Genomic DNA, 22,110 nt, shown 5'->3' with positions numbered 1-22,110 from the left:
GCATTTCAGGGAACCCGATGACGCAGGTCGAGCAAGACGAACAGGAAGACAAGCCGTTAGACCCGGCCATGGAAAAAGTTCGCCGCAAGATGATCCGTTTGCAGATCGTGTCGGGCTCCGTGATGTTTATCAGCCTTATGGCTGTGTTCGGCGCGGTTGTCTACAAGGCGATGGGGCCGTCGAAGCCCGCTCCGGTGGCGCAGACGCAGGGCCAGACAATGGCAGTTCCCTCTGATGGTCCCGTTGCCGCTACGGCAAGCTTGCCGCAGGGCTTTACGATTGAAAACGTCAGCTATTCCGGCGGTGACATGCTGTTTTACGGACGGCTCGCCAACGGAACGCGCAAGGCACTCGTTTACAACGTCGCTGCCGGTCGCTTCATCGCCGATGTTACGGTCGATGGCCAGTAAAAGCGCAGACCTGCCGGATGGCCATGTGCTGATCCCTATTGAAGATCCTGACGATCCGCGCATTGCTGCATTTCGCGATATCCGCGAGCGCGATCTGACCGGCAGGCAAGGGCGCTTCATTGCCGAAGGCACGGTCGTGCTTCGTATGCTGGCGGCAGCTCACAAGGCGCAGGGTGCCTTTGCGGCAGAGAGCATCCTTATTCTCAAGAACCGGCTTTCGGGTGTTGCCAATATTCTGGCTGAATTTCCCGTCGATGTGCCGGTTTACGTCGCCGAGGCTCCTGTCCTGGATGCCATTGCAGGTTTCCATTTGCATCGTGGCATTCTGGCGCTCGGCCGTCGCGTCGGTGACGCATCGTCCGATGATCTTATCTCCCGACTGCCCGCATCATCGCTGGTTTTGGTGGGATGCGGTATTTCCAATCACGACAACATGGGCGCAATGTTCCGGAATGCGGCGGCTTTCCATGCCGACGCGGTCCTGTTGGACGGTACCTCCTGCGACCCGCTCTACCGAAAGGCATTGCGTGTCTCCGTCGGGTCGGTGCTTGCCGTTCCTTATCATCGCGGTGGTGATGCGGTCGATATGCTGGAGAGGTTGGCGGCTGCCGGTTTTGCCATATGGAGCCTGTCGCCGAATGGCGAAACCGAGATACGGCAAATTCCTAGATCTGAACGCATGGCGCTGGTCATCGGTACTGAGGGCGACGGATTGCCGCAATCAGTGCTTTCGCGGTTTCATACGGCACGCATTGCGCAGTCAGCGCAACTCGACAGTCTGAATGCGGGAACAGCATCCGGTCTTGCTCTCTACCAGATGGCCGGCGCAATCGGGCGCATATAAGCTGATTTTTATGCGCTAGGTGACTGGGACGATTGTTCCATCAGCGTTGTCGCGCGTTTCGCGAGGCTGTCACGTCCTGAGCTTGTTTCACCCTTTGACAGAAGCGCAGGGATCGGCGATTTTTCACCTTCGCGCGCGGCGGTAAGTGCGATCATCTGCGCAGCGATACGAGCGATTTCGCGGCGGATTGCCTCGTCATTGGTTGTTCCGCGAACATTGATAAGTCGCTCGGTGAGTGCCGTGCCCTGATTGCGGATATCTTCGATCTGCTGTTCGAGGCCGCTTGGCCGGATCGCCTCTTCCTCGGCGACTGCTGGCGGCTGTGACGCTTCCACGGCGGTTTTAGCTTCAGCGAGTGCTTGCTGCTTGCTGGATGCCGGGTTCGGCAAACGGATAACCATGTCGTCGGTCTTGCCGCCCGTTGCCGCAAGCTGTTCCTTCAGACGTGCGATTTCCTGCTGGCGGAGCGTCAGCGCTGTATCGAGATCAGCGTTCTTGGCGACTGCAGTCGCCAGTTTTTCTTCCAGACGCGTCACCTTCCGGCTTTCACGCGCCACGGCTGTCATTGCTTCACGATTGCGGTCGCTCACATCCTTGAGCTCGCGTGCAGTCGTTTCGCCTTCCTTTCGGAAACGGGACGCGCTCTGTTTTGCCTGCTCGGCCTCAATGTCGCGGGTGGCGGCAAGTATCTTGGAATCGTCCAGTTCGCGGGTGAGGTTGGTCAGGCGTGCCGTCAGTTCCGACATTTGGGTGGCACGGCTATTGGCCGTTTCCTGATGCTCGGAAAGCCCGGCTTGCAGGCGGGCCATGTTTTCCTCGTTCTGATCGAGTGCGGATCGCAACTCGTCGATTTCGAGCGTCAGTTCCTCGATTTTTACCGACAGGCCACGGTTTTGCTCACCAAGGCGATACGCATCGCTGGAGGCGGCTTCGTTGGCCAGTCTGAGTGAGGTGTTCTTCTCGCGTTCGGTGTCGAGTTCCTGGCGAACCTTGGCGTTTTCGGCCGCATAAAGGGCACGCGCCATATCTTTCTGGGCGCGAACTTCCTGCGGGCTGATGGGCATCGTCGCGCGCAGACGGTTTTCCGTATAAGCGACAATGCGGCGATGGATTGCGGGTGCAATCAGCAAGGCAAGCAGGGTTGCGGTCAGAAAACCCAGTCCAAAGAGAATGGCATATTCTATCACGCGGGACAGTCTCCGAAACTACAGAGCATTTTTCTGGGTGAAAACGCTTCCACCTTCAATGCTCTCTCTTTGTGTTTCCACGCATTTCCGGGTCACGCATAGTCGTTGCAAGCTGCTTACACTCGGAAAGAGCGGCGTGAAAACATGCTACGCTATTCTTGCAACCGTGGGGAGGGGCCCGATAACCGAAGCAGATGCAGTTTTTTGCCCCTGATTTGCTTGCCTGCGAATCAGAAGGGATTCCAGGTTGGCTGCTGGGTAAGCTTCAAATAGCCCACATTGATGCCTAGGCGGGCGCCGATGCCGGTACGGATGGGGGCGATCGTAACGTCTGAGCTTTTGAGATAGGTCATGCCAACGCCCGCGACAATGAAGGCGGAACCGCTGACACCGCCGTAGCGACGGTAGAGCGCATCAACTGCCGGCAGATTGTAGACGAGCATCATGGCGCGCGTGCCCTGACCGCCATAGTCCAGACCGAGTGACGGACCTTGCCAGAAGACGGGATGCTGACCTGCGTTCTTGGTGTAAAGCGTGCCTTCACCATAGGTCAGGCCAGCGACGAATGCGCCGGAACCTTCCTGGCCGAGAACGTAACCGTTCGGAAGGCCGTACTGCTGAAAGGCGCGTTCAACCACCTTGGCCAGTCCACCGGTTGTTTCGCCGAAGAAGCCGTGCCCCGCGTCGATGATCTCCTGGAAAGTGTACTGGTCACTGCTCTGCGCTGCGGCAGGCGCAACCGACAGAAAAAGGCTTGCGAGCAGCACAAGAATCTTTTCCAGTCCGAGGCGTGCAGTGGTGCGGGTTTTCGTGAAGCGCATCGTCAAGTCCGTCCGTCTGTTGAATTCCGATTGCCGTGTTAAGTCATTTGGCATTTTGAAACCATCCTATTAACAATCGGTTTACCAAATATGGTGTCATTATGGCCTTAGATGTTCACACCGTCCGCGCAGCCCTTGCGCAGGAGAGAATTTTATGACGACCAAACTTAATATCACGCTGTCCGGTCCCGATCTGGCGGCGCTCCTTTGCAGCCGCGTGTGCCATGACGTGATTTCCCCGGTCGGTGCGATCAACAACGGCCTCGAACTTCTGGACGAAGGTGGCGCGGATGCCGATGCGATGGATCTTATCCGTACGTCTGCCATCAACGCATCAGTTCGCCTGAAGTTCGCCCGCCTTGCTTTCGGTGCATCCGGTTCTGCCGGGGCGTCCATCGATACGGGGGAAGCGGAGAAGGCTGCCAAGGATTTCGCCGCTGCTGAAAAGAAAGCGGAAGTCAGCTGGAATGGGCCGCGCGCCATTGTCGCCAAGAACCGCGTCAAGCTGTTGCTCAACCTGTTCCTGGTGGCTTACGGTTCCATCCCGCGCGGCGGCAATGTGGATGTGTTGCTGGAAAGCCCGGATGGTGACGCCAAGTTCGAAATCACCGTCAAGGGCCGGATGATGCGCGTTCCCGCCAAGTTCGTGGAAATCTACGAGGGCCGTCTGGAAGAAGCGGTCGATGCTCATTCCGTTCAGCCCTATTATACGCTGTTGCTTGCGGAAGAGGCAGGCATGCAGGTGGAATACAAGGTCCACGAAGACCGGATTGTTTTCACCGCCGTTACCGTCGCGGCCGAATGATAGATCGAACTGCCCAGGCGCTCGCTTGGGTGTGTTCCTGCAAAAAAGAAACCGGTGATGCGAATCACCGGTTTTTTGTTGGGATGTTTTCGGCGTCTTACTCTGTTGACGGGATGCGGACGATAACCTTGATTTCGAAATCGAACCCGGCCAGCCAATTGACACCCAAAGCAGTCCAGGCCGGATAGGGTGGCTCGTTGAAGACTTCGTCTTTCACCTTCAAGACCGTGTCGAATTGAGCTTCAGGGTCTGTGTGAAAGGTGGTGACATCGACGATGTCGTCAAACGTGGCGCCAGCTGCGGCTAGTGTTGCTTTCAGATTCTCGAATGCCAGCCGAACCTGACGTTCGAAGTCCGGCTCAGGAGTGCCATCCGGCCTGCTGCCGACCTGGCCTGAGACAAAGAGTAAATCTCCAGATTTTATGGCGGCCGAATAACGATGCTCTTCGTAAAGTTTATGGCGGCCGGTGGGGAAAATGGCGTTGCGCTTGCTCATGTTGTTCTCCTGATAGGCTTCAAATCGTTCGGCGCTTCACAAAGACAGTCGCCGCACTATATACGTTGCGTATGTGAAATAGTGACATACGTGCCGTATGTCAAATCCAGATACGCTTCGTATGTGAATTTAAGGGTTTAAAATGGCCGGGCGACGTCTCGAAACGATGCAGGAAAACAGGCTGAAGTTGATCGCTGCTGCCCGCAAGGCGTTCGCGGAGAAGGGTTATAATGCTGCGTCCATGGACGAGCTGACGGCTGATGTCGGGTTGACGCGCGGCGCGCTGTACCACAATTTTGGTGACAAGCGCGGCCTCCTGGCGGCGGTCGTGAACCAGATCGACACGGAAATGGCGATGCGGGCCAAGGCGGCAGGGGCGCAACATACAGATGCGTGGGAAGCGCTTCTTGCTGAAGGGGCGGCCTATATCGAGATGGCGCTCGATCCCGAGGTTCAACGCATCGTTCTTCTGGATGGTCCTGCTGTACTTGGCGATCCGTCACTCTGGCCAAGCCAGAACAGTTGTCTCCAGGTCACGGAGCGCGCGGTACAGCAACTCATCGCGGCCGGCATCGTGAAGCCGCTTGATGCGGAAGCGGTGGCGCGGTTGATCAGCGGTGCTGCGTTGAATGCCGCACTTTGGGTTGCTGCAAGCGAAGAGCCGTTAACGGTGCTGCCAAAGGCGGTCGAGGCGTTCCGTGCTCTGGCATCGGGCCTGTTGCAAACGCCGCGCTAGGCGGTTCCTGGTCAATGGCTATGGCGGCGTATCAGATGTCGGCGCGATACCGGTAAACGAGGTCTTCGGGATCGGAGCGCAGCGCTGTGGCGTCGAGCTTGCCGCCAAGGCGTTCTGCTACAGCCGCCGACTTGAGATTTTCCGGTGCGACGTAGCTGACCAGTGTTAAAAGTTTGAGACTCTGAAACGCCCATTGCCTTAGCGCCTGCGCCGCCTCCACAGCATATCCTTGTCCTTCAAAGCCTTGATAAAGCAGCCAGCCGAGTTCTTTTTCCGGAAAGAGCGGACCGTGGTTGATGCCGACCTGGCCGAGGCATTCTTGCGTTGCGGTTCGTTCGATCATCAGCGCCCCGTGTCCGAAGAAATGCCAGTTTGCCTGATCGTGGCAGAACATGCCCCAGGCAGCGCGCAGATCATAGGGTCCGCCGACGCCGATCGAGCGCGGAGACGCCATGAAATCAAGATAGCCGGAAAAATCCGCAATGGTTTGCGGGCGTAGCGTCAACCGTTCGGTTTTCAGGGTCGGGATAGGGTAGGACACCGCATCTTCCTTTCAGACGCGCTCTAAGGCCGCAACGTGACAAGCAAATAACGTGCGACTTCTTTCTTTGGCGCATAATAAAAAACCCGCCGTTTGCGCGGCGGGTTTGCAAATAGTCTGTCTCGAAAAGATCAGGCGGTTTCGAGATATTCGGTAGCGCCATCCGGCTCGCGCAGAACGTAACCGCGACCCCAAACTGTTTCGATGTAGTTTGCACCACCTGCAGCATTTGCGAGCTTCTTGCGCAGCTTGCAGATGAAGACGTCGATGATCTTGAGTTCCGGCTCGTCCATACCGCCGTAGAGGTGGTTGAGGAACATTTCCTTCGTCAGCGTTGTGCCCTTGCGCAGCGAAAGCAGCTCGAGCATCTGGTATTCCTTGCCGGTCAGATGAACGCGCTGTCCACCAACTTCCACCGTCTTGGCGTCCAGGTTAACGATCAGCTCGCCCGTGGCGATGACCGACTGGGCGTGGCCCTTCGAACGGCGAACGATTGCGTGAATGCGGGCGACAAGCTCATCCTTATGGAACGGCTTGGTCATGTAATCGTCTGCGCCGAAGCCTAGGCCGCGAACCTTGTCCTCAATGCCGGCCATGCCGGAGAGGATGAGGATCGGCGTCTTAACCTTCGAAAGACGCAGGGTTCTCAGAACTTCATAGCCCGACATGTCAGGCAGGTTCAGGTCGAGCAGAATGATATCGTAATCGTAGAGCTTGCCGAGATCCACGCCTTCCTCACCGAGGTCGGTCGTGTAAACGTTAAAACTTTCCGACTTGAGCATCAGTTCGATGCTCTGCGCTGTTGCGCTGTCGTCTTCAATAAGTAGAACCCGCATAATTATCCCCTTTGCCGCCCGCAGGGAGGTAAAACATTGCCTCGCGCGATGCGGATCCAGACGTTGCCTGATTTGCAGGCTGCCACCAAATGGTTAACAAATTCTAATTGCCTTTGGCAAGGTGTATCGAATTTATTAAGCAAAGTTGACATTCTGCTGTTTTTGCAAGTGAATCCGCCATCGCCAAAATTGAAGCTTAACGTGAGGAAAACCCGTTAAGTGATTCAATCGACTCTTACATCGTCGTGTCCATTTTTTTGGACTTGGCATTTACCGACCCTTAAATGATCGTGCTTATCATTAACGATGCCCGTAAACGAAAGGTTAACGGCGGCTGATTTTTATTAACGCCGGGTAACTTTTAGGAATCATTCCGGTACAGCCGGGACGAATACGGGCGGTTAATGCCTTTTTTGGCCTGGGTCTCGCTATCCATGGAGTATTGCGTATGAAGTCGCGTGACAGCCTAGTTCGCCTGAAAGAATTTCAGGTCAACGAAAAACGGCGGCAGCTGCAGCAGTTGCAGCAGATGATGTCCGAATTCGAACGGATGGCCAAGGAGCTGGTACACCAGATCTCTCTGGAAGAAAGCAAGTCGGGAATTACCGATCCGACGCATTTCGCCTATCCGACCTTTGCAAAAGCGGCGCGCCAGCGGGCCGACAATCTTCAGGTTTCCATCCGAGAACTGAAGACGCAGCAAGAAGCTGCCGAAGCTTCGCTGGAAGAAGTGCAGGCCGAATACGAAAAGGCCGCAGCACTGGAAAACCGCGACGGAGCAATCCGCGCCCGCGCCTGATCGGCCGGCAAGGTAACCGGACGAACTTTGCGTCCTCATTGACGGCTGCCGGTGGATCAGGTGGCGGCTTTCAATGATGGGATGCCATGACCTTATTTATGAAACCGGCCGCCGTTCAGGCGGCCGTTTTCGTTCCTATGGGCTGCAGGCTCGTGCCTTTTTTGCATTTGTTAACGCTACGGGATGGGAGTAATCTGTGAAGGTTCCGACCGTGAGCCGGAGACTGACCGCAGGTGCGCCTTTAGGGCGGAGAGGGAATAGGACACGGTCCGACTGTTCCAAATATGTTGTTCGAACAGCAGCTTTTGCGAAACCGCGTTAACAGTCTCTCGCTGCTTCAGCTGACGCCAGCGGCAAAAAGGGAGGAAGACAATGGCCCGTCAATATATCGATTGCCGTGAATTTCCGAGTGAAAGCAAATGCACGATTGCCATCTCCGCTGATACCGCCGACGAGTTGATCGAGGCGGCTGTTCAGCACGCGATTGCCGTGCATGGTGCTGAAGACACACCTGAATTCCGTGACGAAGTTCGCAAGAGCATTCATCAGGGAACCCCGCCAATGATGGTGGCGTGAAGACGTGTCGTGACAGCCTGATCCTCAACCCTGAATAGTGTCGGCCCATTCCGGATGGCGAAGCGTCTGCGCCTTGAAAAATGGGCAGAGCGGGATGATTTTCCAGCCGCCCTTACGCGCTTCCTCGACGGCGTGGGTGGCAAGAGCCTGACCGACACCCTTGCCGCGCAGAGCATCCGGCACGCCGGTGTGATCGATGATGATGAGGGAGGGGGATGTTCTGGAATAGGTCATTTCGGCCTTGTGGCCGTCGAGGATTGCCGAATATTCGCCGTGCGATCCCGTTTCCGCGGTGATGATGTCCATGAAGTTTGTCCCTTCGATCTTGTTGTTCGCTTCACAGGCACTTTAGCCGGCTCGGTTAAAATGGAAACAGTCGGGGTGGCGAACGCACTGGACACAAAAGTGCGACAATGCCTGTGGTCGACGTACAAACGCCCCGCTGGATCGGTCCGACGGGGCGTTTGAAAACATCATGCCAGCACGAATGCGGCGAAAACGACAGGTTAGTGGCGATATTGCTGGATGCGCGTTGTGCGCAGGCCGGCAAGGCCATGATCGGCAATCGAAGACTGCCAGGATAGGAATTCTTCAACAGTGAGCGTGTAGCGCTCACATGCTTCCTCGAGGCTCAGCAGTCCTCCGCGCACGGCGGCAACAACCTCTGCCTTTCTGCGGATGACCCAGCGACGGGTGTTGGCAGGCGGAAGATCCGCGATCGTCAGGGGGCTGCCATCGGGGCCGATGACATATTTAACTCGTGGGCGTATCATTTCGGTCATTGGACACTCTATACAAACTCAAGACCATATGACGGGAACTCTAGCCCGGTACCTTTAAAAATTGCCTAAGCAGTTCGTGACGATTTATTAAGAATTTGAATGATTTCGCCTGATTTGTTCGTGTTGCCTTATTTCGCGGGCTAAATTTTTCTTCCTCTACGCGATTTTTTTCTCACCACCTGTCATTTTCTGTGCAATCGCGTCGTTCTGCATGACGCCTGGACACGAAAGCGATGTCATCGTTCCACGACGCTGGGTAATTGTCTTGAGCTGGAAGGGTGACCGAGAACTGGATATCGCGCCTTATCAACAATGGCTGGTTGTGCGCGATGTCGGCTTTCTTATTTACTGTTGGCTCCTTGTCGGTCCGATCGAGACCGTTATGGCTCCAAGCCAAGGACGCTTTCTCAAAAACTTTGAACCTGGAGGACGATCGTGGATCGGTTCGTAATTCTTTCCGGCTGCTCGGGTGGTGGAAAATCCACGCTGCTTGAGGAGCTCGGCCGTCGCGGTTTCTCAACGGTGGAGGAACCGGGGAGGCGCATTGTCGCCGAGGAGATGTTGAATGGCGGTCTGGCGCTGCCGTGGAACAATATGGCGGCTTTTGCCCGTCGTGCGGTTGCGCTCTCGCTTGAGGATCGTCAAAGCGCACCGGCAGAGGGGCGAGTGTTTTTCGATCGCGGTCTCGTCGATGCCGCGTCCGCTCTTCATAATGCCGCGGGCGACACCTTTATCGACACGCTGCAACGTGAGCACCGATACAACCGGCTGGTTTTCATTACACCGCCGTGGCCGGAAATCTACTGCAGCGACAGTGAGCGACAACATGATCTCGACACGGCGATGGATGAGTATGAACGGCTGCTACGCGATTATGCACGACTGGACTATGAGACGATCGTTTTGCCCAAAATCGACGTTCAGGAGCGCGCGGACGTCGTTCTTAGGAGCCTGACGTCGTAAGTGAGGCGAACGCCACCTGTGGTCATCCCTGAGGGCGAGAAGGACGCTTCGTTCGGTTTGTTACACATAGAAAAGCCCGGTCTCGCGACCGGGCTTCGATATTGGCGTTCTGAAGGGATCACGTGCCCTGCTGGAAGTAGCTGTACTTGCCGTCCGGGCCCTTCTTCCATTCGTACATGACGTAGCCAGGAAGCTTCGGGTCGCCCTTTTCGTCGAAGGAGATTTCGCCGAGAACGGTTGCGAACTTGCCAGACTTCATCGCTTCAGCAACCTTTTCCGCTTCCAGAGAAGCGGCAGCCTTGGCGGCTTCAGCAATCGTCTGAACTGCAGCGTAGGAGTAGAGCGTGTAAGCTTCCGGGTTGAAGCCCGCTGCCTTGAACTTGGCAACGAGATCCTTGTTTTCCGGACGCAGCGTCGGGTCAGGACCGAAGGTGTTCAGCGTGCCTTCAACAGCGTCGCCAGCGATGGAGGCCAGTTCGTTCGAAACGATACCGTCACCCGAAACGAGCTTCGCCTTCAGGCCCTGGTCGGCAGCCTGGCGGATGATGAGACCGGCTTCGGTGTGGAGGCCGCCCCAGTAGATGATCGAGACGCCAGCTTCCTTCATCTTTGCGATGAGGGCCGAGAAGTCCTTGTCGCCGACGTTGACGCCTTCGTAGATGGCTTCGGTAACGCCAGCTGCGTTTGCAGCCTTCTTGGTTTCATCGGCAAGACCCTGACCGTACGGGGTCTTGTCGTGAATGATGGCGATCTTCGCGTCCTTGAAATTGTCGGCTAGAAACTTGCCGGCAATGCCGCCCTGCTGGTCGTCACGACCGCAAGTGCGGAAAGTGTTCCACAGGCCGCGCTCGGTGAAGACCGGGTTGGTAGCGGCAGGGGTGATTTCGAGGATGCCGTTTTCGGCATAGACTTCAGACGCCGGGATGGAAACGCCGGAGTTGAAGTGACCGACGACGAACTTTACGCCGTCAGCGACGAACTTGTTGGCGACCGAAATACCCTGTTTTGGGTCCGAGACGTCGTCGCCGAGCACGATCTTGATCTGCTCGCCGTTGATACCGCCTGCAGCATTGATGTCTGCAGCAGCCTGTTCAGCACCCTTCTGAAGCTGAGCGCCGAAAGCAGCGTTCGGGCCGGTCAACGGACCGCCGACACCAATCAGGATATCGGCCCAGGCCGAACCGCTGAAGGCGACCATGGCGGTCAGCGCAACGGCGGAAAGAAGAGACTTCTTCATTACTTTACTCCCAGTTCCTTTGGATGGGTTGATCGCACGAACCTGTTCAGTACCCACCTTAACTGAACAGGAAACTGTTCCACTCTAACGAGTATTGTGCAGCCAGAAAAATCTGACTGTCAATCTTTCTTCTTGTAGGAAAAAGCCGAACTTCTGTCGTAGAGCCAATAGTAATTATTCACCATCTGGCTTGTCCGGCGAACGCGGAATCCGGCGCTGGAAAATACCAGCAGGAGAGCCACGTCCAGGATGTAGTAGAAACCGTTCAGGAACGGTCCGTTGAAAAGCGCGTGGTGCAGAAAGCGCAAGGCAAGGCCAAGCGCCAGCGTGTAGATGACCACCCGCGTGTAGCTGCCCCAGCCATCGGCAACGGACTTGCCTGTTCGCCAGGCTGTCCAGAAGCCAAGGATGACAACCAGAGCGCGCAGAATGTAACGGACACCGTTATCGGTCTCGAAAAAAAGGCCCTGCATTTCTTTCCCCATCAGTACCGGAGGCGACGTTCCGGCCCTGCCATTTTTGAGCGTCCCACCGTTTTTCCGGCAGGCATTTTTGTTGTTTACGTTCCGCAACTCTTTGGTGATTTGCGGAACGCCATGTGTAGTTTTGCGCCGCAAAATCTCCGGCGCAAGTAAAATCTTTCAGTGACGTCCGCCTTCAAGATAGGCGGCGCGTACTTCCGGATTGGCAAGCAGTTCTTTACCAGAACCGCTCATCGTCACCTTGCCGTTGACCATGACATAGGCGCGGTCGGAAAGCTTGAGTGCGGCGAAGGCATTCTGCTCCACGAGGAAGACAGTCAGGCCTTCTTCCTGGTTGAGCTTCTTGATTGCCTCGAAGATGCCCTTGACGATCAGTGGCGCCAGACCAAGCGATGGCTCGTCGAGAAGCAAGAGCTTTGGCCTTGCCATCAGTGCACGACCGATCGACAGCATCTGCTGCTCACCGCCCGAGAGCGTGCCGCCACGCTGGCTCTGACGCTCCTTCAAGCGAGGGAACATCACGAAGATTTTCTCGACGTCCTCCTTGAAGTATTTGAGGTTGTCGAGATTTGCGCCCATTTGCAGGTTTTCCAGCACGGTCATGCGCGGAAAAATGCGGCGGCCTTCCGGCGACTGAGCGATGCGTTTGCGGGCGATCAGATGCGTTGGCAGACGGGTGATGTCCTCACCATCAAAGGTGATTTGCCCGGTGCGGGCCTGCGGGCTGCCGCAGATGGTCATCATCAGCGTCGACTTGCCGGCGCCGTTGGCGCCGATAAGGCTGACGATCTCACCCTTGTTCACCTCGACGTCGACACCGGCCAGTGCACGAATGTTGCCGTAATAGGTTTCGACACCCTGAACCTTGAGAAGGGATTCACCGGTCATCAGGCCGCTCCCCCGTCGAGTTCTTCTGCAATCACGTCTTCCACTTCATCATCCTCGACCCCGAGATAGGCGGCAATGACCTTCGGGTCGTGCTTCACATGCTCCGGTGTGCCATCCGAAATCTTCTGACCGTATTCGAGAACGACGACGTGGTCGGAGATTTCCATGACCACGGACATGTCGTGCTCGATCAGGAGCAGCGATGTTCCCTCGTTGCGAATACCGCGAAGCAGCGCATTGAGTGTCAGCGATTCCTTTGGGTTGAGGCCGGCGGCTGGCTCATCGAGGCAGAGAAGTTCCGGTTCGGTGCACATCGCACGGGCAATTTCCAGGCGACGCTGTGCACCATAGGGAAGGTCACCGGCGGGATCGTCGGCGCGCTCGACCAGATCGGCTTTTTCCAGCCAGTACTTTGCCTTTTCAATCGCCGCGTCGGCTGCCCGCCTGTAGGCCGGCAAGCCCAGGAGGCCAAGCACGGTATAACCGGAGGCTTTCATCAGGGCATTGTGTTGTGCCACCAGCAGGTTTTCCAGAACTGTCAGGCCGGAAAACAGGCGGATGTTCTGGAAGGTACGTGCCACCTTGGCTTTCTTGGTGATCTCGAAGTCGGGCAGACGTTCGAGAAGGTGCGTCTCGCCATTGGCGCGGCGCATCGTGATCATGCCCATCGTCGGTTTGTAGAAACCGGTAACGCAGTTGAAGACTGTGGTCTTTCCTGCGCCGTTTGGTCCGATCAGCGCGGTGATATCACCGCGCTTTGCTTCAAAGGAGAAGTCGTTGATGGCCATCAGGCCGCCGAACTTCATAGAGAGATGCTCGACCTTGAGGATCGTATCGCCAGTTGCATTGGATGTCATAGTCGTCGTCCCGGAGGTCATCAGCCGTGACCTTCCTTGGTAAAGCTTCCGGAAACGGCCTTGCGCTCCTTCAGGAAGGCCGTCGGTTCGCGTGAGCCGACAAAGCCGCGCGGCTTGAACAGCATGACGATGACCATGGCGAGGCCGAACAGCAGCATGCGATAGAGTTCCGGAGTGAAGTCAGGCCCGAAGACATGCTTCAGGAACTCCATTTCACGCAGTGCCTCGGTACCGCCAACCATGACGAAGGCAGCAATCGCGATCCCCGTCAGCGATCCCATACCGCCGAGAACGACGATGGCGAGGATGACGGCGGATTCGAGGAAGACGAAGCTTTCCGGCGATACGAAACCCTGGCGGGCTGCAAAGAACGAGCCTGCGAAACCGCCGAACATCGCGCCTGTCGCAAAGGCCGTCAGTTTGGTGATGACGGTGTTGATGCCAAGCGAGCGGCAGGCAATCTCGTCCTCACGCAATGCTTCCCATGCACGACCGATCGGCATGCGGCGCAACTTGATCGTGACATAGGCCGTCAGCATGCACAGCAGCAGAATGACGTAGAACAGGAAGATCTTGTAGTAAGCCGACGACATCGACAGGCCGAAGGCCTTGGCGAAGTTGTTCGGAGCACCAACGTCGAAAGACCAGATGCCGAACACCGAAGCCTTTGCAATGCCGGAGATACCAAAGGTGCCTTTGGTAACCTCGGTCCAGTTCAGAAGCACAAGTCGGATGATTTCACCGAAGGCCAGCGTCACGATGGCAAGGTAGTCACCGCGCAGTCTGAGCACGGGGAAGCCGAGGATGATACCCCAGAAACCAGCCAGGATACCGGCCATCGGCAGCAGCACCCAGAAAGACAGGCCGAAATAGCTCGAAAGCAGGGCGTAGGAATAGGCGCCGACGGCGTAAAACGCCACGTAACCGAGATCGAGCAGGCCAGCGAGGCCAACGACGATGTTCAAACCCCAGGCCAACATGACGTAGATGAGGATCTGGATGCCGAAGTTGTCGACGTATTTCAGTGAGCCCTGGAAGCCGAAAAGCTGAACGGCAACAATCGGGTAGAGCAGCAGGACGGCCAGAGCAATCTTGAGGAAGTGCCGATGGAAAAAGCCCTTCTCTTCAGAAATTTCAAGAATGCCTTTCTTTGCTTTGGCAAGCTTGCGGCGATCGAGATGCGGCTGGACAAAACCAACCATCAGGAAACGTCCGAGAGCGGCTATGCCGACGAAGATAGCCAGAAGCCCCCAGCGTGTGCCCCAGATCAACTGGTTGTTGATGTCCTGATAGGTGATGATGCCGACGTAGAGGATGAACATCCCGAGCGCCACGGCGCCTGCGATGAGGCCTTCCTTGACGGCCGTGGCCAGGATGGCGTTGTTCGGCTCTTCTTTGTCTGAAACAATATTGGCCATGACTTACACCTTCTCCACTTCCGGACGACCCAGAATGCCGGTCGGCTTAAAGATCAGCACGAAAGCCAGAATGGTAAATGCGGCTACGTCCTTGTAGGCGATGGAGAAATAGGCAGACCAGAGCGACTCGATAAGGCCGATCAGGAGACCACCGAGAACCGCACCCGGAAGCGAGCCGATTCCACCCAGAACGGCGGCGGTGAACGCCTTTACGCCGGGGATGAAGCCGTCGTTGAACGAGGCCACGCCGTAGTACATGAGGTACATCGTACCGGCCACGGCAGCGAGTGCGGCGCCCATGATGAAGGTGATTGAAATGGTGCGGTCAACGTCCACACCGAGCAGTGCCGCCATCTTGCGGTCTTGCTCGGTGGCGCGCTGTGCGCGTCCGAGAGGCGTTTTGTTGACGATGTACCAGAACGCGAACAAGAGAACAGACGTCACCACAACGATGATCAACTGCTTGAGCGAAATGGTGATCGCACCGAAATGATAGCTGTCCGTCACCAGCGACGGGATCGGCTTGTTACGCGGACCCTGCGTTACCTGGATGAAGTTGGAAAGCGCGATCGACATGCCGATCGCGGTGATCAGCGGCGCCAGACGGAACGAGCCACGCAACGGGCGATAGGCCACCCGCTCGATTGCCCAGTTCCACAGGCCGGTCATCAGCATTGCCACGACCATCATCAGGATCAAAAGAAGTGCCACCGGGATGCCGGCGACGAAAGATGTGACGATCAGGAAAACAATCAAGGCTGCAAAGCCGCCGAGCATGAAGATATCGCCATGTGCGAAGTTGATCATGCCGATGATGCCGTAGACCATCGTATAGCCAATGGCGATGAGACCGTAAATCGATCCCAGAGTCAGCCCGTTTATGAGCTGCTGGATAAAGTACTCCATGTCTTTCCCCCGGGTATGGCCTCTACTGAGCCACGCCTCGTTTATGTTAATTATGGGGGAAAACTTATTGCGCCGCCCCCATTCTCAAACCCTTATCGTGTTCGGTGGAAATGTGAAGTCAAAAACCCGCGTTTCTGCACAATATTTAGAATTTCCACACGCACTGCCTGCTTCCCGATCAAATGGATCATGATTTTGGCAGGAAATGCTGAAAAAATGGCGGGTAAATGCTTATTTATAGAATTCCAAATGCCACTATTTGACGGGGCGTTTGCAAAGGAGTAGCGAAAGTGGCAGCGTCAGGGTCCACAAACAAAGCGCAAACGGCTTCTGCCCTTGCCGACCGCATCGCGAATGGGGTGCCGGTGCCGCACGTATTGACGCGCCCCGAAACTGACAAGGGCTCACGGATGATCGAGATATTGACGCAGGCCGCACTTGATGCCGGGCAAGCCATTATGGCAGTGCACAAGGCCGGCCCAAATGTCTCCTATAAGAACGACTGTTCGCCGGTAACGGAGGCCGATCAGCGGGCGGAAACGATCATTCTGGAAGCGCTGGCGCGCAACTTTCCCGATATTCCAGTTATTGCGGAAGAAGCGGTTTCCAATGGTGCCGTTCCAGAGATTGCCGAGCAGTTTTTTCTTGTCGATCCGCTGGATGGAACGAAGGAATTCATCGCCGGCAAGGACGATTTTACCGTCAATATCGCGCTGATCCGCAATGGCGTTCCTGTTGCGGGCGTTGTTTACGCGCCTTGCCGGGGACAAGCGTGGACCGGTGAAGACCAAAATGCGGAGAAGCTGACGGTGTCAACGGAAGGTGCGATTGAAGCGCGCCATGCCATTCGCGCCCGCATGCGGGCGGCCTCGCCAGTGGCATTGATCAGCCGTTCGCATTGTACTGCAAAGACGGAAGCCTTCGTGGCCGAACATGGCCTCAAGGATTGCGTTTCGGTTGGCTCGTCGCTGAAGTTCTGTCTTCTGGCAGAGGGTGTGGCCGACATTTATCCGCGTTTCAGCCGCACCATGATGTGGGATACGGCAGCAGGCGATGCGGTGCTGCGTGCCGCCGGTGGCAGAACACTCGATTGTTCGGGTCGTCCGCTTGCCTATGAGGTGAGGGGCGAAGGCGAGGATGCGCTTGCCAATCCGGATTTCATTGCCGAGGGCATGACGGCTTAGGTATCGCCCAAGTCGTGCTCATCCCTGATGCAGGATGTGAGCTGCCTTTACGGCTGCTGACGCACGGTTTTCGACGCCGAGTTTGACGTAGATCTGTTCCAGGTGCTTGTTCACGGTACGCGCGGAGAGACCGAGAATATCGCCGATATCGCGGTTGGATTTGCCCTTGGCGATCCACAAGAGCACCTCGGATTCGCGGGCCGTCAGCGCAAAATGTTCTTTCAGAAGATGATCGCCCGATTTCTCGTTCGCGGCTGTCAGACGGAACAGATATTCGTCCGGTCCCATGGCCCCAAGAAAAGATAGCTGCAGGGCAGGGCGTCCGGCTTGCGTGATCGTCAAAGGCGTGTCGCGGCCTGTGTCGACGGTGGCCCGATCGGCAAGCCAGCCGGCGATATGGCTGACGATGATCTCAAGCCCGTCATCGCGACCGGTCGCGGCATTGACGAGCCGTGTCGCTTGCGGTGTGGACCAATGGATCGCACCGCTGGCGCGCACCGCAAGCAGATGGCGACCAGCGGCGTCGAGCGCCACGCGGGCGCTTTGTGCCGAGCGGGCGTTCGAAAGATGAACGCGGATACGGGCACGCAACTCATCGATGTTGATCGGCTTGGTCAGATAATCGACACCGCCGGATTCCAGCGCTCGCACGACATGTTCGGTTTCGGTCAGTCCGGTCATGAAAATCACCGGCACTTGTGCCACCGCAGCGTTGGACTTCAGGCGGCGGCACGTCTCGAAACCGTCCATGTTCGGCATGACGGCATCGAGCAAAATGATGTCGGGCGTAATACGTTCGGCAATGTTCAGCGCCGCTTGCCCCGATGTTGCAATCAGTGCCGAGAAGCCGGATTGCTCCAGGGCTTCGGTCAGGAAACCGAGGGCTTCCGGGCTGTCATCGACCAGAAGCACGATATCTCTGGGGTGCGCCGTCGACGGTTCGCTCATGCCTTGCGTTCTTTCCTGTTTTTGTCCCGGTCTTCGAAGCCGCTGAGGAAATCCGCATATCCGGCGAGATCGAATGCCTGCACATAGGCTCCCAGTTCCTCCGTGAAGGGCCGGTTGTCTTCATTGCGGGCAAGGTCGGCGAGTTTTGCTTCGATGCCGCGTATGTAGCCGATTTCGCCGAGGCGCTGCAAATCCTGAATATGGATCGCGCCAGGGTTGATGACTGGCGCCCTGATCGGTTTTTCCAATACGGTTGGCGCATCCGTCTCGTAAATCCATTTCAGACCGAGGTGCACGGCAAGCTTGTCGCAAAGCTGGCGGATGTCGACCGGCTTGGCGATGGCGTCGTTGTGGTTGTCCTCTCCCGCACCGGCAATGGCTCCGTCGCCGATATTGGCCGAAAGCATGATGAGAGGCGCTGTCTGCCCGGCATCGCGCAGCTTCGATACCAATTGCCAGCCGGTCATGCCGGGCATGGAAATATCGATGAGAAAAAGGTCGGGTTTGATGCCTTCAATCAGGGTGAGGCATTCCGGCCCGCTCTGTGCGGTCAGGACCACGAAATCCAGCGGTACAAGCACTTCCCGCATCAGCTCGCGATGATCCTCGTTGTCATCGACCACAACGATGGTGCGGCGAGGTCCGGAATAGGAGCGGATGGTTTTTTCCGCTGCCGGTGCAGTGCTTGGTCGATCGATGGCTGACAACATCAGCCGGACGCGGAAAGTCGACCCCTTGTCTTTCTCGCTTGCCACGGCGATTTCTCCGCCGAGCGTATTGGTCAGAAGCTGGGTGATGGTCAGACCAAGGCCGAGCCCCGGCATGGGACGAACGCTTTCGGCCTCACCACGCTGGAAAGGTTCGTAGATGCGGCTCAAATCCTTTTCGGCAATGCCGCGTCCGGTATCTGTTACCGTGAAGGTTGCCACCTGGTTGCGATAAGCGACATCAAAGGTGACGACACCCGCGTCGGTGAATTTGATGGCATTGGAAAGCAGATTGACGAGGATCTGGCGCAGGCGTTTTTCGTCGGTTCGGACATATTGCGGCAAGCTGCGGGCGCGCTCATGCTTGAACTCCAGGCTCTTTGCCTGTGCCTGCGGGCGAAACATATCGACGATCTGGTCGAGAAAATCCTGAATGTTGATTTCGTTGGAATAGACCTGCAGACGGCCTGCTTCGATCTTGGAAATGTCGAGCAAACCATCGATCAGACCGGACAGATGATCGGCGGAACGCCTGATGACCCTGATTGCGGACTGACGTGGCGGCGGGATCGTTTCGTCGCGCTCAAGGATTTGCGCGTAACCCAGGACGGCATTGAGAGGTGTTCGCAATTCGTGGCTGAGGCCCACCACGTAACGGCTCTTGGCGCGGTTCGCGGCTTCGGCCGTTTCCTTGGCATCCTGAAGAGCGGCGTCGGTTTTTTTGTGTGCGGCGATTTCTTTCAGCAGCAACGTGTTCTGTCGTGACGATTCCTCTTCCGCCACCACCCGGCTGTCATGGGCGAGAACCAGGAACCAGCAGACGATCCCGGCAATGACGGCGAAGACGAAAAAGACGATGAGGATGGTGCGGTTCACCACGTCAGCCGTTGCCGGAGAGGCGGTGCCGACCTGATGGGCGATCAGCGCCAGAATGACGCCGATTGTCGTGACGGCGATGGCGGCCGCCATGGCGTATCGCCCGAGCCGCGTCGCCAGTTTTGCCACCAGATCATCCGGCAGAAAGGACTTCGCGACGGTGGCGACCTGATAATTGAGCTTGGCCTTTGGCTTGCACATATCGTGGCAACGACTGTCCAGCGAACAGCACAACGAACAGATGGGTGCGGCATAGGCCGGGCACCATGCCATGTCTTCTGGCTCGAATGGATGTTCACAGATCGAACAGGTGATCGAGCTTTCCTCATGCCACTTCTGCCGTGGTTTGCGGGCCAGGTAGAATTTTCCTTTCGTTCCCCAGGCAATCAGTGGGGAAGCGATGAACGCGACAATCAGGGTGAGGTAGGGGGCAAGCGAGGCGACGACACTACCGAACACACCAAAATGCGCCATCAAGGCAATGGTCGCCGAAAGCGCCATAGAGCCGACGCCGACCGGATTGATATCGTAGAGATGAGCGCGCTTGAACTCGATACCGGGCGGGGCGAGGCCGAGCGGCTTGTTGACGAAAAGATCGGCCGAAATGGTACATAGCCAGGCCATGGCGATGATGGAAAAAATGCCGAGGGTTTCTTCCAGCAGACGGTAGATGCCGAGTTCCATCAGCAACAGGGCAATCGCCACGTTGAACACCAGCCACACGACGCGGCCCGGATGGCTGTGGGTGAGGCGGGAAAAGAAGTTGGACCAGGCAAGTGAGCCCGCGTAGGCGTTCATCACATTGATCTTGAGCTGCGACACCACGACGAAGGCGACCATGAGCAACATTGCCGCCGTGTGATTGGGGATCATGTAGCCGAAGGCAGTCAGATACATCTGCGCAGGATCGGCGGCACGGTCGACGGAGATGCCGGAACTGAAGGTCAAGACCACGAGGAAGGATCCGGCCAGCAGTTTCGGAACGCCCACGAGCACCCAGCCGGAGCCGGCCAGGAACACAGCGATACGGTGACGCAACCGGCTCTGGCCTTCGGCGGGCAGGAAGCGCAAAAAGTCCACCTGCTCGCCGATTTGTGACATCAGCGCGAGAATGACGGCAGAGGCTGCGCCAAACTCGACGAGGTTGAAGGGAGCCACGGTTCCGGGCGGTCCGGAGGCATGATGGATGCCGGAAAATGCACGCCAGAGGTCGAATTTCTCCCAGTCCATGACGGCGATGAAGATGAACGGCAGGATGTTCAGCACGATCCAGAAGGGTTGGGTAACGATCTGAAAACGGCTGATGAGGCGCACGCCGTGGGTGACGAGCGGAATGACCATGACGGCCGAAATGATGTAGCCGATCCAGAGCGGAATCCCGAGTGCCAGTTCCAGCGCACCAGACATGATCGACGCTTCGATGGCGAACAGCATGAAGGTGAAGGCGGCGTAGATCAGCGAGGTAATCGTTGAGCCGATGTAGCCGAAACTTGCACCGCGCGTCAGCAGATCGATGTCGACGCCATGGCGGATGGCGTAGCGACTGATCGGCAGTCCAACAGCGAGCATGGCGATTGCTGCGACGACAATCGCATAAAAGGCATTCGTCGTGCCGTAGGAAAGGGTGATGGCCCCGCCGATAGCCTCCAGCGCGAGAAAGGAAATCGCGCCGATGGCTGTATGCGAGATGCGGTTGGACGAAAACTGACGCGCGCTTTTGGCCGTGAAGCGCAGGGCGTAGTCTTCCAGCGTCTGGTTGGCGACCCAACGGTTATATTCGCGCCTGACGGGAATGATGCGTTGCCGTGCGGCCATGCCTAAAAACCAGCGCTCTTTCGAAAGTGATGTTCAATTGTGCACTTTCGGGCGAAAGGGCCGTTTTTGCAAGGGAATACCGCGTCAGAGCCGGACCGACATGCCGCCGTCCACCGTCAATACGTGGCCATTGACGAAAGAGGATGCGTCGCTGGCCAGAAACAGCGCCGCGCCGGCAATTTCATCAGGTTTGCCCCAGCGTTCCAGCGGGACGCGTAGCTTGGCAAAAGCGATCATTTCAGGGTTCTCGGCAAGTGCGGCGTTGGTTTCCGTGGCGAACATGCCAGGCGAGATTGCATTGCTGGTGATGCCCTGCGCTCCATACTCTACAGCGATGGAGCGCATCAAACCTGTGAGGCCCTGTTTGGCGACGGGGTAGATCGCGTCTCCTGGTCTGACCATGTAGCCAAGGATGGAGGTGATCGTGATGATGCGCCCGTAAGCCTTTGCCTTCATCGCTTCGGCAGCATCGCGAGACAGCGAAATGGAAGAGGTAAGGTCGGTGCGGATAAGGTCGAGAATATCCTCGTCATTGAACTCGGCCAGAGGGCGGCGGTCGCGTGCGCCGACATTGTTGACGAGAATGTCGAGATGTCCGGCCTCGTCCACGACGCGCCGAACGAGACTGCCGCCTGCCGCCGTGTCGGCAATGTCGAAAGCGGCATAATCGGCCTTGCCGCCTGCTTCGCGAAGGGACTTGACCGCTGTTTCCAGCGTCTCAACACTGCGACCAGTCAGCCAGACATGGGCGCCAGCTTCGGCAAAGGCCTTGGCGATTTCGAAGCCGAGGCCGCGTCCGCTGCCGGTGATGATCGCTGTGCGGTTTTCAAGGGAGAATTTCCGGAGAATGCTCATCGTTCACCTTCCTGTATTGCGGGCCCGTATTGCGGGAATTTTCCAGCGCGCACGATACGCTGCCGCAGTGAACTGGCGAAAGGTCACCTCGTGGCTCAGCCGTTCGATTGAGCTGTTCCGTAAAGGGCTGATGCCTTTTTG

The 22,110-nt window shown here is 57.0% G+C and carries 24 protein-coding genes; 8 read left to right on the top strand and 16 right to left on the bottom strand.

Annotated elements, in window-relative coordinates; translation table 11 throughout:
• Positions 1-17 precede the first annotated feature (17 nt).
• Both HWX89_RS22095 and HWX89_RS22090 read left to right on the top strand, forming a co-directional pair.
• Complete coding sequence (locus tag HWX89_RS22095) at positions 18-410, top strand: hypothetical protein (RefSeq protein WP_138791272.1); 393 nt, start codon at positions 18-20, stop codon at positions 408-410.
• Entirely contained in the window at positions 400-1,254 is an 855-nt protein-coding gene (locus tag HWX89_RS22090) for a TrmH family RNA methyltransferase (RefSeq protein WP_138791271.1), read from the top strand. The genes HWX89_RS22095 and HWX89_RS22090 overlap by 11 nt, the downstream gene beginning before the upstream one ends.
• Positions 1,255-1,262: 8 nt before the next feature.
• Here the strand turns inward: HWX89_RS22090 and HWX89_RS22085 are convergent, their stop codons facing one another.
• Both HWX89_RS22085 and HWX89_RS22080 read right to left on the bottom strand, forming a co-directional pair.
• Positions 1,263-2,441: a coiled-coil domain-containing protein gene (locus HWX89_RS22085; protein WP_138791270.1), complete on the bottom strand. Its 1,179-nt coding sequence runs from the start codon at positions 2,439-2,441 to the stop codon at positions 1,263-1,265.
• Positions 2,442-2,671: 230 nt separating this feature from the next.
• Positions 2,672-3,268, bottom strand: a complete 597-nt coding sequence (locus HWX89_RS22080) for a DUF1134 domain-containing protein (RefSeq protein WP_178340895.1) — start codon at positions 3,266-3,268, stop codon at positions 2,672-2,674.
• A 148-nt stretch (positions 3,269-3,416) separates the two neighbouring features.
• Between HWX89_RS22080 and chpT the strand changes: the two genes are divergently transcribed.
• Complete coding sequence (gene chpT, locus HWX89_RS22075) at positions 3,417-4,067, top strand: histidine phosphotransferase ChpT (protein WP_138791268.1); 651 nt, start codon at positions 3,417-3,419, stop codon at positions 4,065-4,067.
• A 97-nt stretch (positions 4,068-4,164) separates the two neighbouring features.
• On the opposite strand, the gene HWX89_RS22070 is transcribed toward chpT, so the two are convergent.
• A complete protein-coding gene (locus tag HWX89_RS22070) occupies positions 4,165-4,563 on the bottom strand; it encodes a RidA family protein (protein ID WP_138791267.1) in 399 nt (132 codons plus the stop codon).
• Positions 4,564-4,705: 142 nt separating this feature from the next.
• Between HWX89_RS22070 and HWX89_RS22065 the strand changes: the two genes are divergently transcribed.
• Positions 4,706-5,299 carry a TetR/AcrR family transcriptional regulator gene (locus HWX89_RS22065; RefSeq protein ID WP_138791266.1) on the top strand — a complete coding sequence of 198 codons (594 nt, stop codon included), beginning with the start codon at positions 4,706-4,708 and terminating at the stop codon, positions 5,297-5,299.
• Between the two features lie 31 nt (positions 5,300-5,330).
• Here HWX89_RS22065 and HWX89_RS22060 read toward each other — a convergent pair whose 3' ends face one another.
• Together HWX89_RS22060 and ctrA are read right to left on the bottom strand one after the other, a co-directional pair.
• Positions 5,331-5,840 (bottom strand): GNAT family N-acetyltransferase, encoded by a 510-nt coding sequence (locus HWX89_RS22060; RefSeq protein ID WP_138791265.1) that lies wholly within the window; start codon positions 5,838-5,840, stop codon positions 5,331-5,333.
• 131 nt (positions 5,841-5,971) lie between these two features.
• A complete protein-coding gene (gene ctrA, locus HWX89_RS22055) occupies positions 5,972-6,676 on the bottom strand; it encodes a response regulator transcription factor CtrA (protein WP_027675781.1) in 705 nt (234 codons plus the stop codon).
• Positions 6,677-7,124: 448 nt separating this feature from the next.
• Between ctrA and HWX89_RS22050 the strand changes: the two genes are divergently transcribed.
• The gene (locus HWX89_RS22050) at positions 7,125-7,475 is read left to right on the top strand and encodes a flagellar export protein FliJ (protein ID WP_045017704.1); all 351 of its coding nucleotides are present in this window, start codon (positions 7,125-7,127) and stop codon (positions 7,473-7,475) included.
• 372 nt (positions 7,476-7,847) lie between these two features.
• Entirely contained in the window at positions 7,848-8,051 is a 204-nt protein-coding gene (locus HWX89_RS22045) for a DUF1059 domain-containing protein (protein ID WP_138791264.1), read from the top strand.
• Between the two features lie 24 nt (positions 8,052-8,075).
• Here the strand turns inward: HWX89_RS22045 and HWX89_RS22040 are convergent, their stop codons facing one another.
• Both HWX89_RS22040 and sciP read right to left on the bottom strand, forming a co-directional pair.
• On the bottom strand, positions 8,076-8,357 hold the full coding sequence (locus tag HWX89_RS22040; protein WP_138791263.1) for a GNAT family N-acetyltransferase: 282 nt from the start codon (positions 8,355-8,357) through the stop codon (positions 8,076-8,078).
• A gap of 200 nt (positions 8,358-8,557) precedes the next feature.
• Complete coding sequence (sciP, locus tag HWX89_RS22035; protein ID WP_003491799.1) at positions 8,558-8,833, bottom strand: CtrA inhibitor SciP; 276 nt, start codon at positions 8,831-8,833, stop codon at positions 8,558-8,560.
• A gap of 435 nt (positions 8,834-9,268) precedes the next feature.
• On the opposite strand from sciP, the gene HWX89_RS22030 reads away from it, so the two are divergent.
• The gene (locus HWX89_RS22030) at positions 9,269-9,796 is read left to right on the top strand and encodes an AAA family ATPase (RefSeq protein WP_138791262.1); all 528 of its coding nucleotides are present in this window, start codon (positions 9,269-9,271) and stop codon (positions 9,794-9,796) included.
• Positions 9,797-9,914: 118 nt separating this feature from the next.
• Here HWX89_RS22030 and HWX89_RS22025 read toward each other — a convergent pair whose 3' ends face one another.
• From HWX89_RS22025 to HWX89_RS22000, 6 genes are all read right to left on the bottom strand, one after another.
• A complete protein-coding gene (locus tag HWX89_RS22025; protein WP_138791261.1) occupies positions 9,915-11,033 on the bottom strand; it encodes a branched-chain amino acid ABC transporter substrate-binding protein in 1,119 nt (372 codons plus the stop codon).
• Between the two features lie 119 nt (positions 11,034-11,152).
• Positions 11,153-11,506 carry a DUF6867 family protein gene (locus tag HWX89_RS22020; RefSeq protein WP_138791260.1) on the bottom strand — a complete coding sequence of 118 codons (354 nt, stop codon included), beginning with the start codon at positions 11,504-11,506 and terminating at the stop codon, positions 11,153-11,155.
• Positions 11,507-11,674: 168 nt separating this feature from the next.
• Entirely contained in the window at positions 11,675-12,403 is a 729-nt protein-coding gene (locus HWX89_RS22015) for an ABC transporter ATP-binding protein (RefSeq protein ID WP_138791259.1), read from the bottom strand.
• Complete coding sequence (locus HWX89_RS22010) at positions 12,403-13,281, bottom strand: ABC transporter ATP-binding protein (RefSeq protein ID WP_138791258.1); 879 nt, start codon at positions 13,279-13,281, stop codon at positions 12,403-12,405. Before HWX89_RS22010 ends, HWX89_RS22015 begins: the two co-directional genes overlap by 1 nt.
• Positions 13,281-14,678: a high-affinity branched-chain amino acid ABC transporter permease LivM gene (gene livM / locus HWX89_RS22005; protein ID WP_138791257.1), complete on the bottom strand. Its 1,398-nt coding sequence runs from the start codon at positions 14,676-14,678 to the stop codon at positions 13,281-13,283. Before livM ends, HWX89_RS22010 begins: the two co-directional genes overlap by 1 nt.
• Before the next feature lie 3 nt (positions 14,679-14,681).
• Positions 14,682-15,584 (bottom strand): branched-chain amino acid ABC transporter permease, encoded by a 903-nt coding sequence (locus tag HWX89_RS22000; RefSeq protein WP_138791256.1) that lies wholly within the window; start codon positions 15,582-15,584, stop codon positions 14,682-14,684.
• Positions 15,585-15,994: 410 nt separating this feature from the next.
• Between HWX89_RS22000 and cysQ the strand changes: the two genes are divergently transcribed.
• The gene (gene cysQ, locus HWX89_RS21995; protein WP_138791407.1) at positions 15,995-16,768 is read left to right on the top strand and encodes a 3'(2'),5'-bisphosphate nucleotidase CysQ; all 774 of its coding nucleotides are present in this window, start codon (positions 15,995-15,997) and stop codon (positions 16,766-16,768) included.
• Between the two features lie 18 nt (positions 16,769-16,786).
• Here cysQ and HWX89_RS21990 read toward each other — a convergent pair whose 3' ends face one another.
• The 3 genes from HWX89_RS21990 to HWX89_RS21980 form a co-directional block, all read right to left on the bottom strand.
• On the bottom strand, positions 16,787-17,716 hold the full coding sequence (locus tag HWX89_RS21990; protein WP_138791255.1) for a response regulator transcription factor: 930 nt from the start codon (positions 17,714-17,716) through the stop codon (positions 16,787-16,789).
• Positions 17,713-21,114 carry a hybrid sensor histidine kinase/response regulator gene (locus HWX89_RS21985; protein ID WP_138791254.1) on the bottom strand — a complete coding sequence of 1,134 codons (3,402 nt, stop codon included), beginning with the start codon at positions 21,112-21,114 and terminating at the stop codon, positions 17,713-17,715. The genes HWX89_RS21990 and HWX89_RS21985 overlap by 4 nt, the downstream gene beginning before the upstream one ends.
• Positions 21,115-21,198: 84 nt before the next feature.
• Complete coding sequence (locus HWX89_RS21980) at positions 21,199-21,969, bottom strand: SDR family oxidoreductase (RefSeq protein ID WP_138791253.1); 771 nt, start codon at positions 21,967-21,969, stop codon at positions 21,199-21,201.
• Positions 21,970-22,110 lie beyond the last annotated feature (141 nt).

The organism is Rhizobium sp. RM (assembly GCF_013390595.1).
Classification (GTDB): domain Bacteria; phylum Pseudomonadota; class Alphaproteobacteria; order Rhizobiales; family Rhizobiaceae; genus Agrobacterium.
This window is presented reverse-complemented; position numbering and strand designations above follow the sequence as displayed.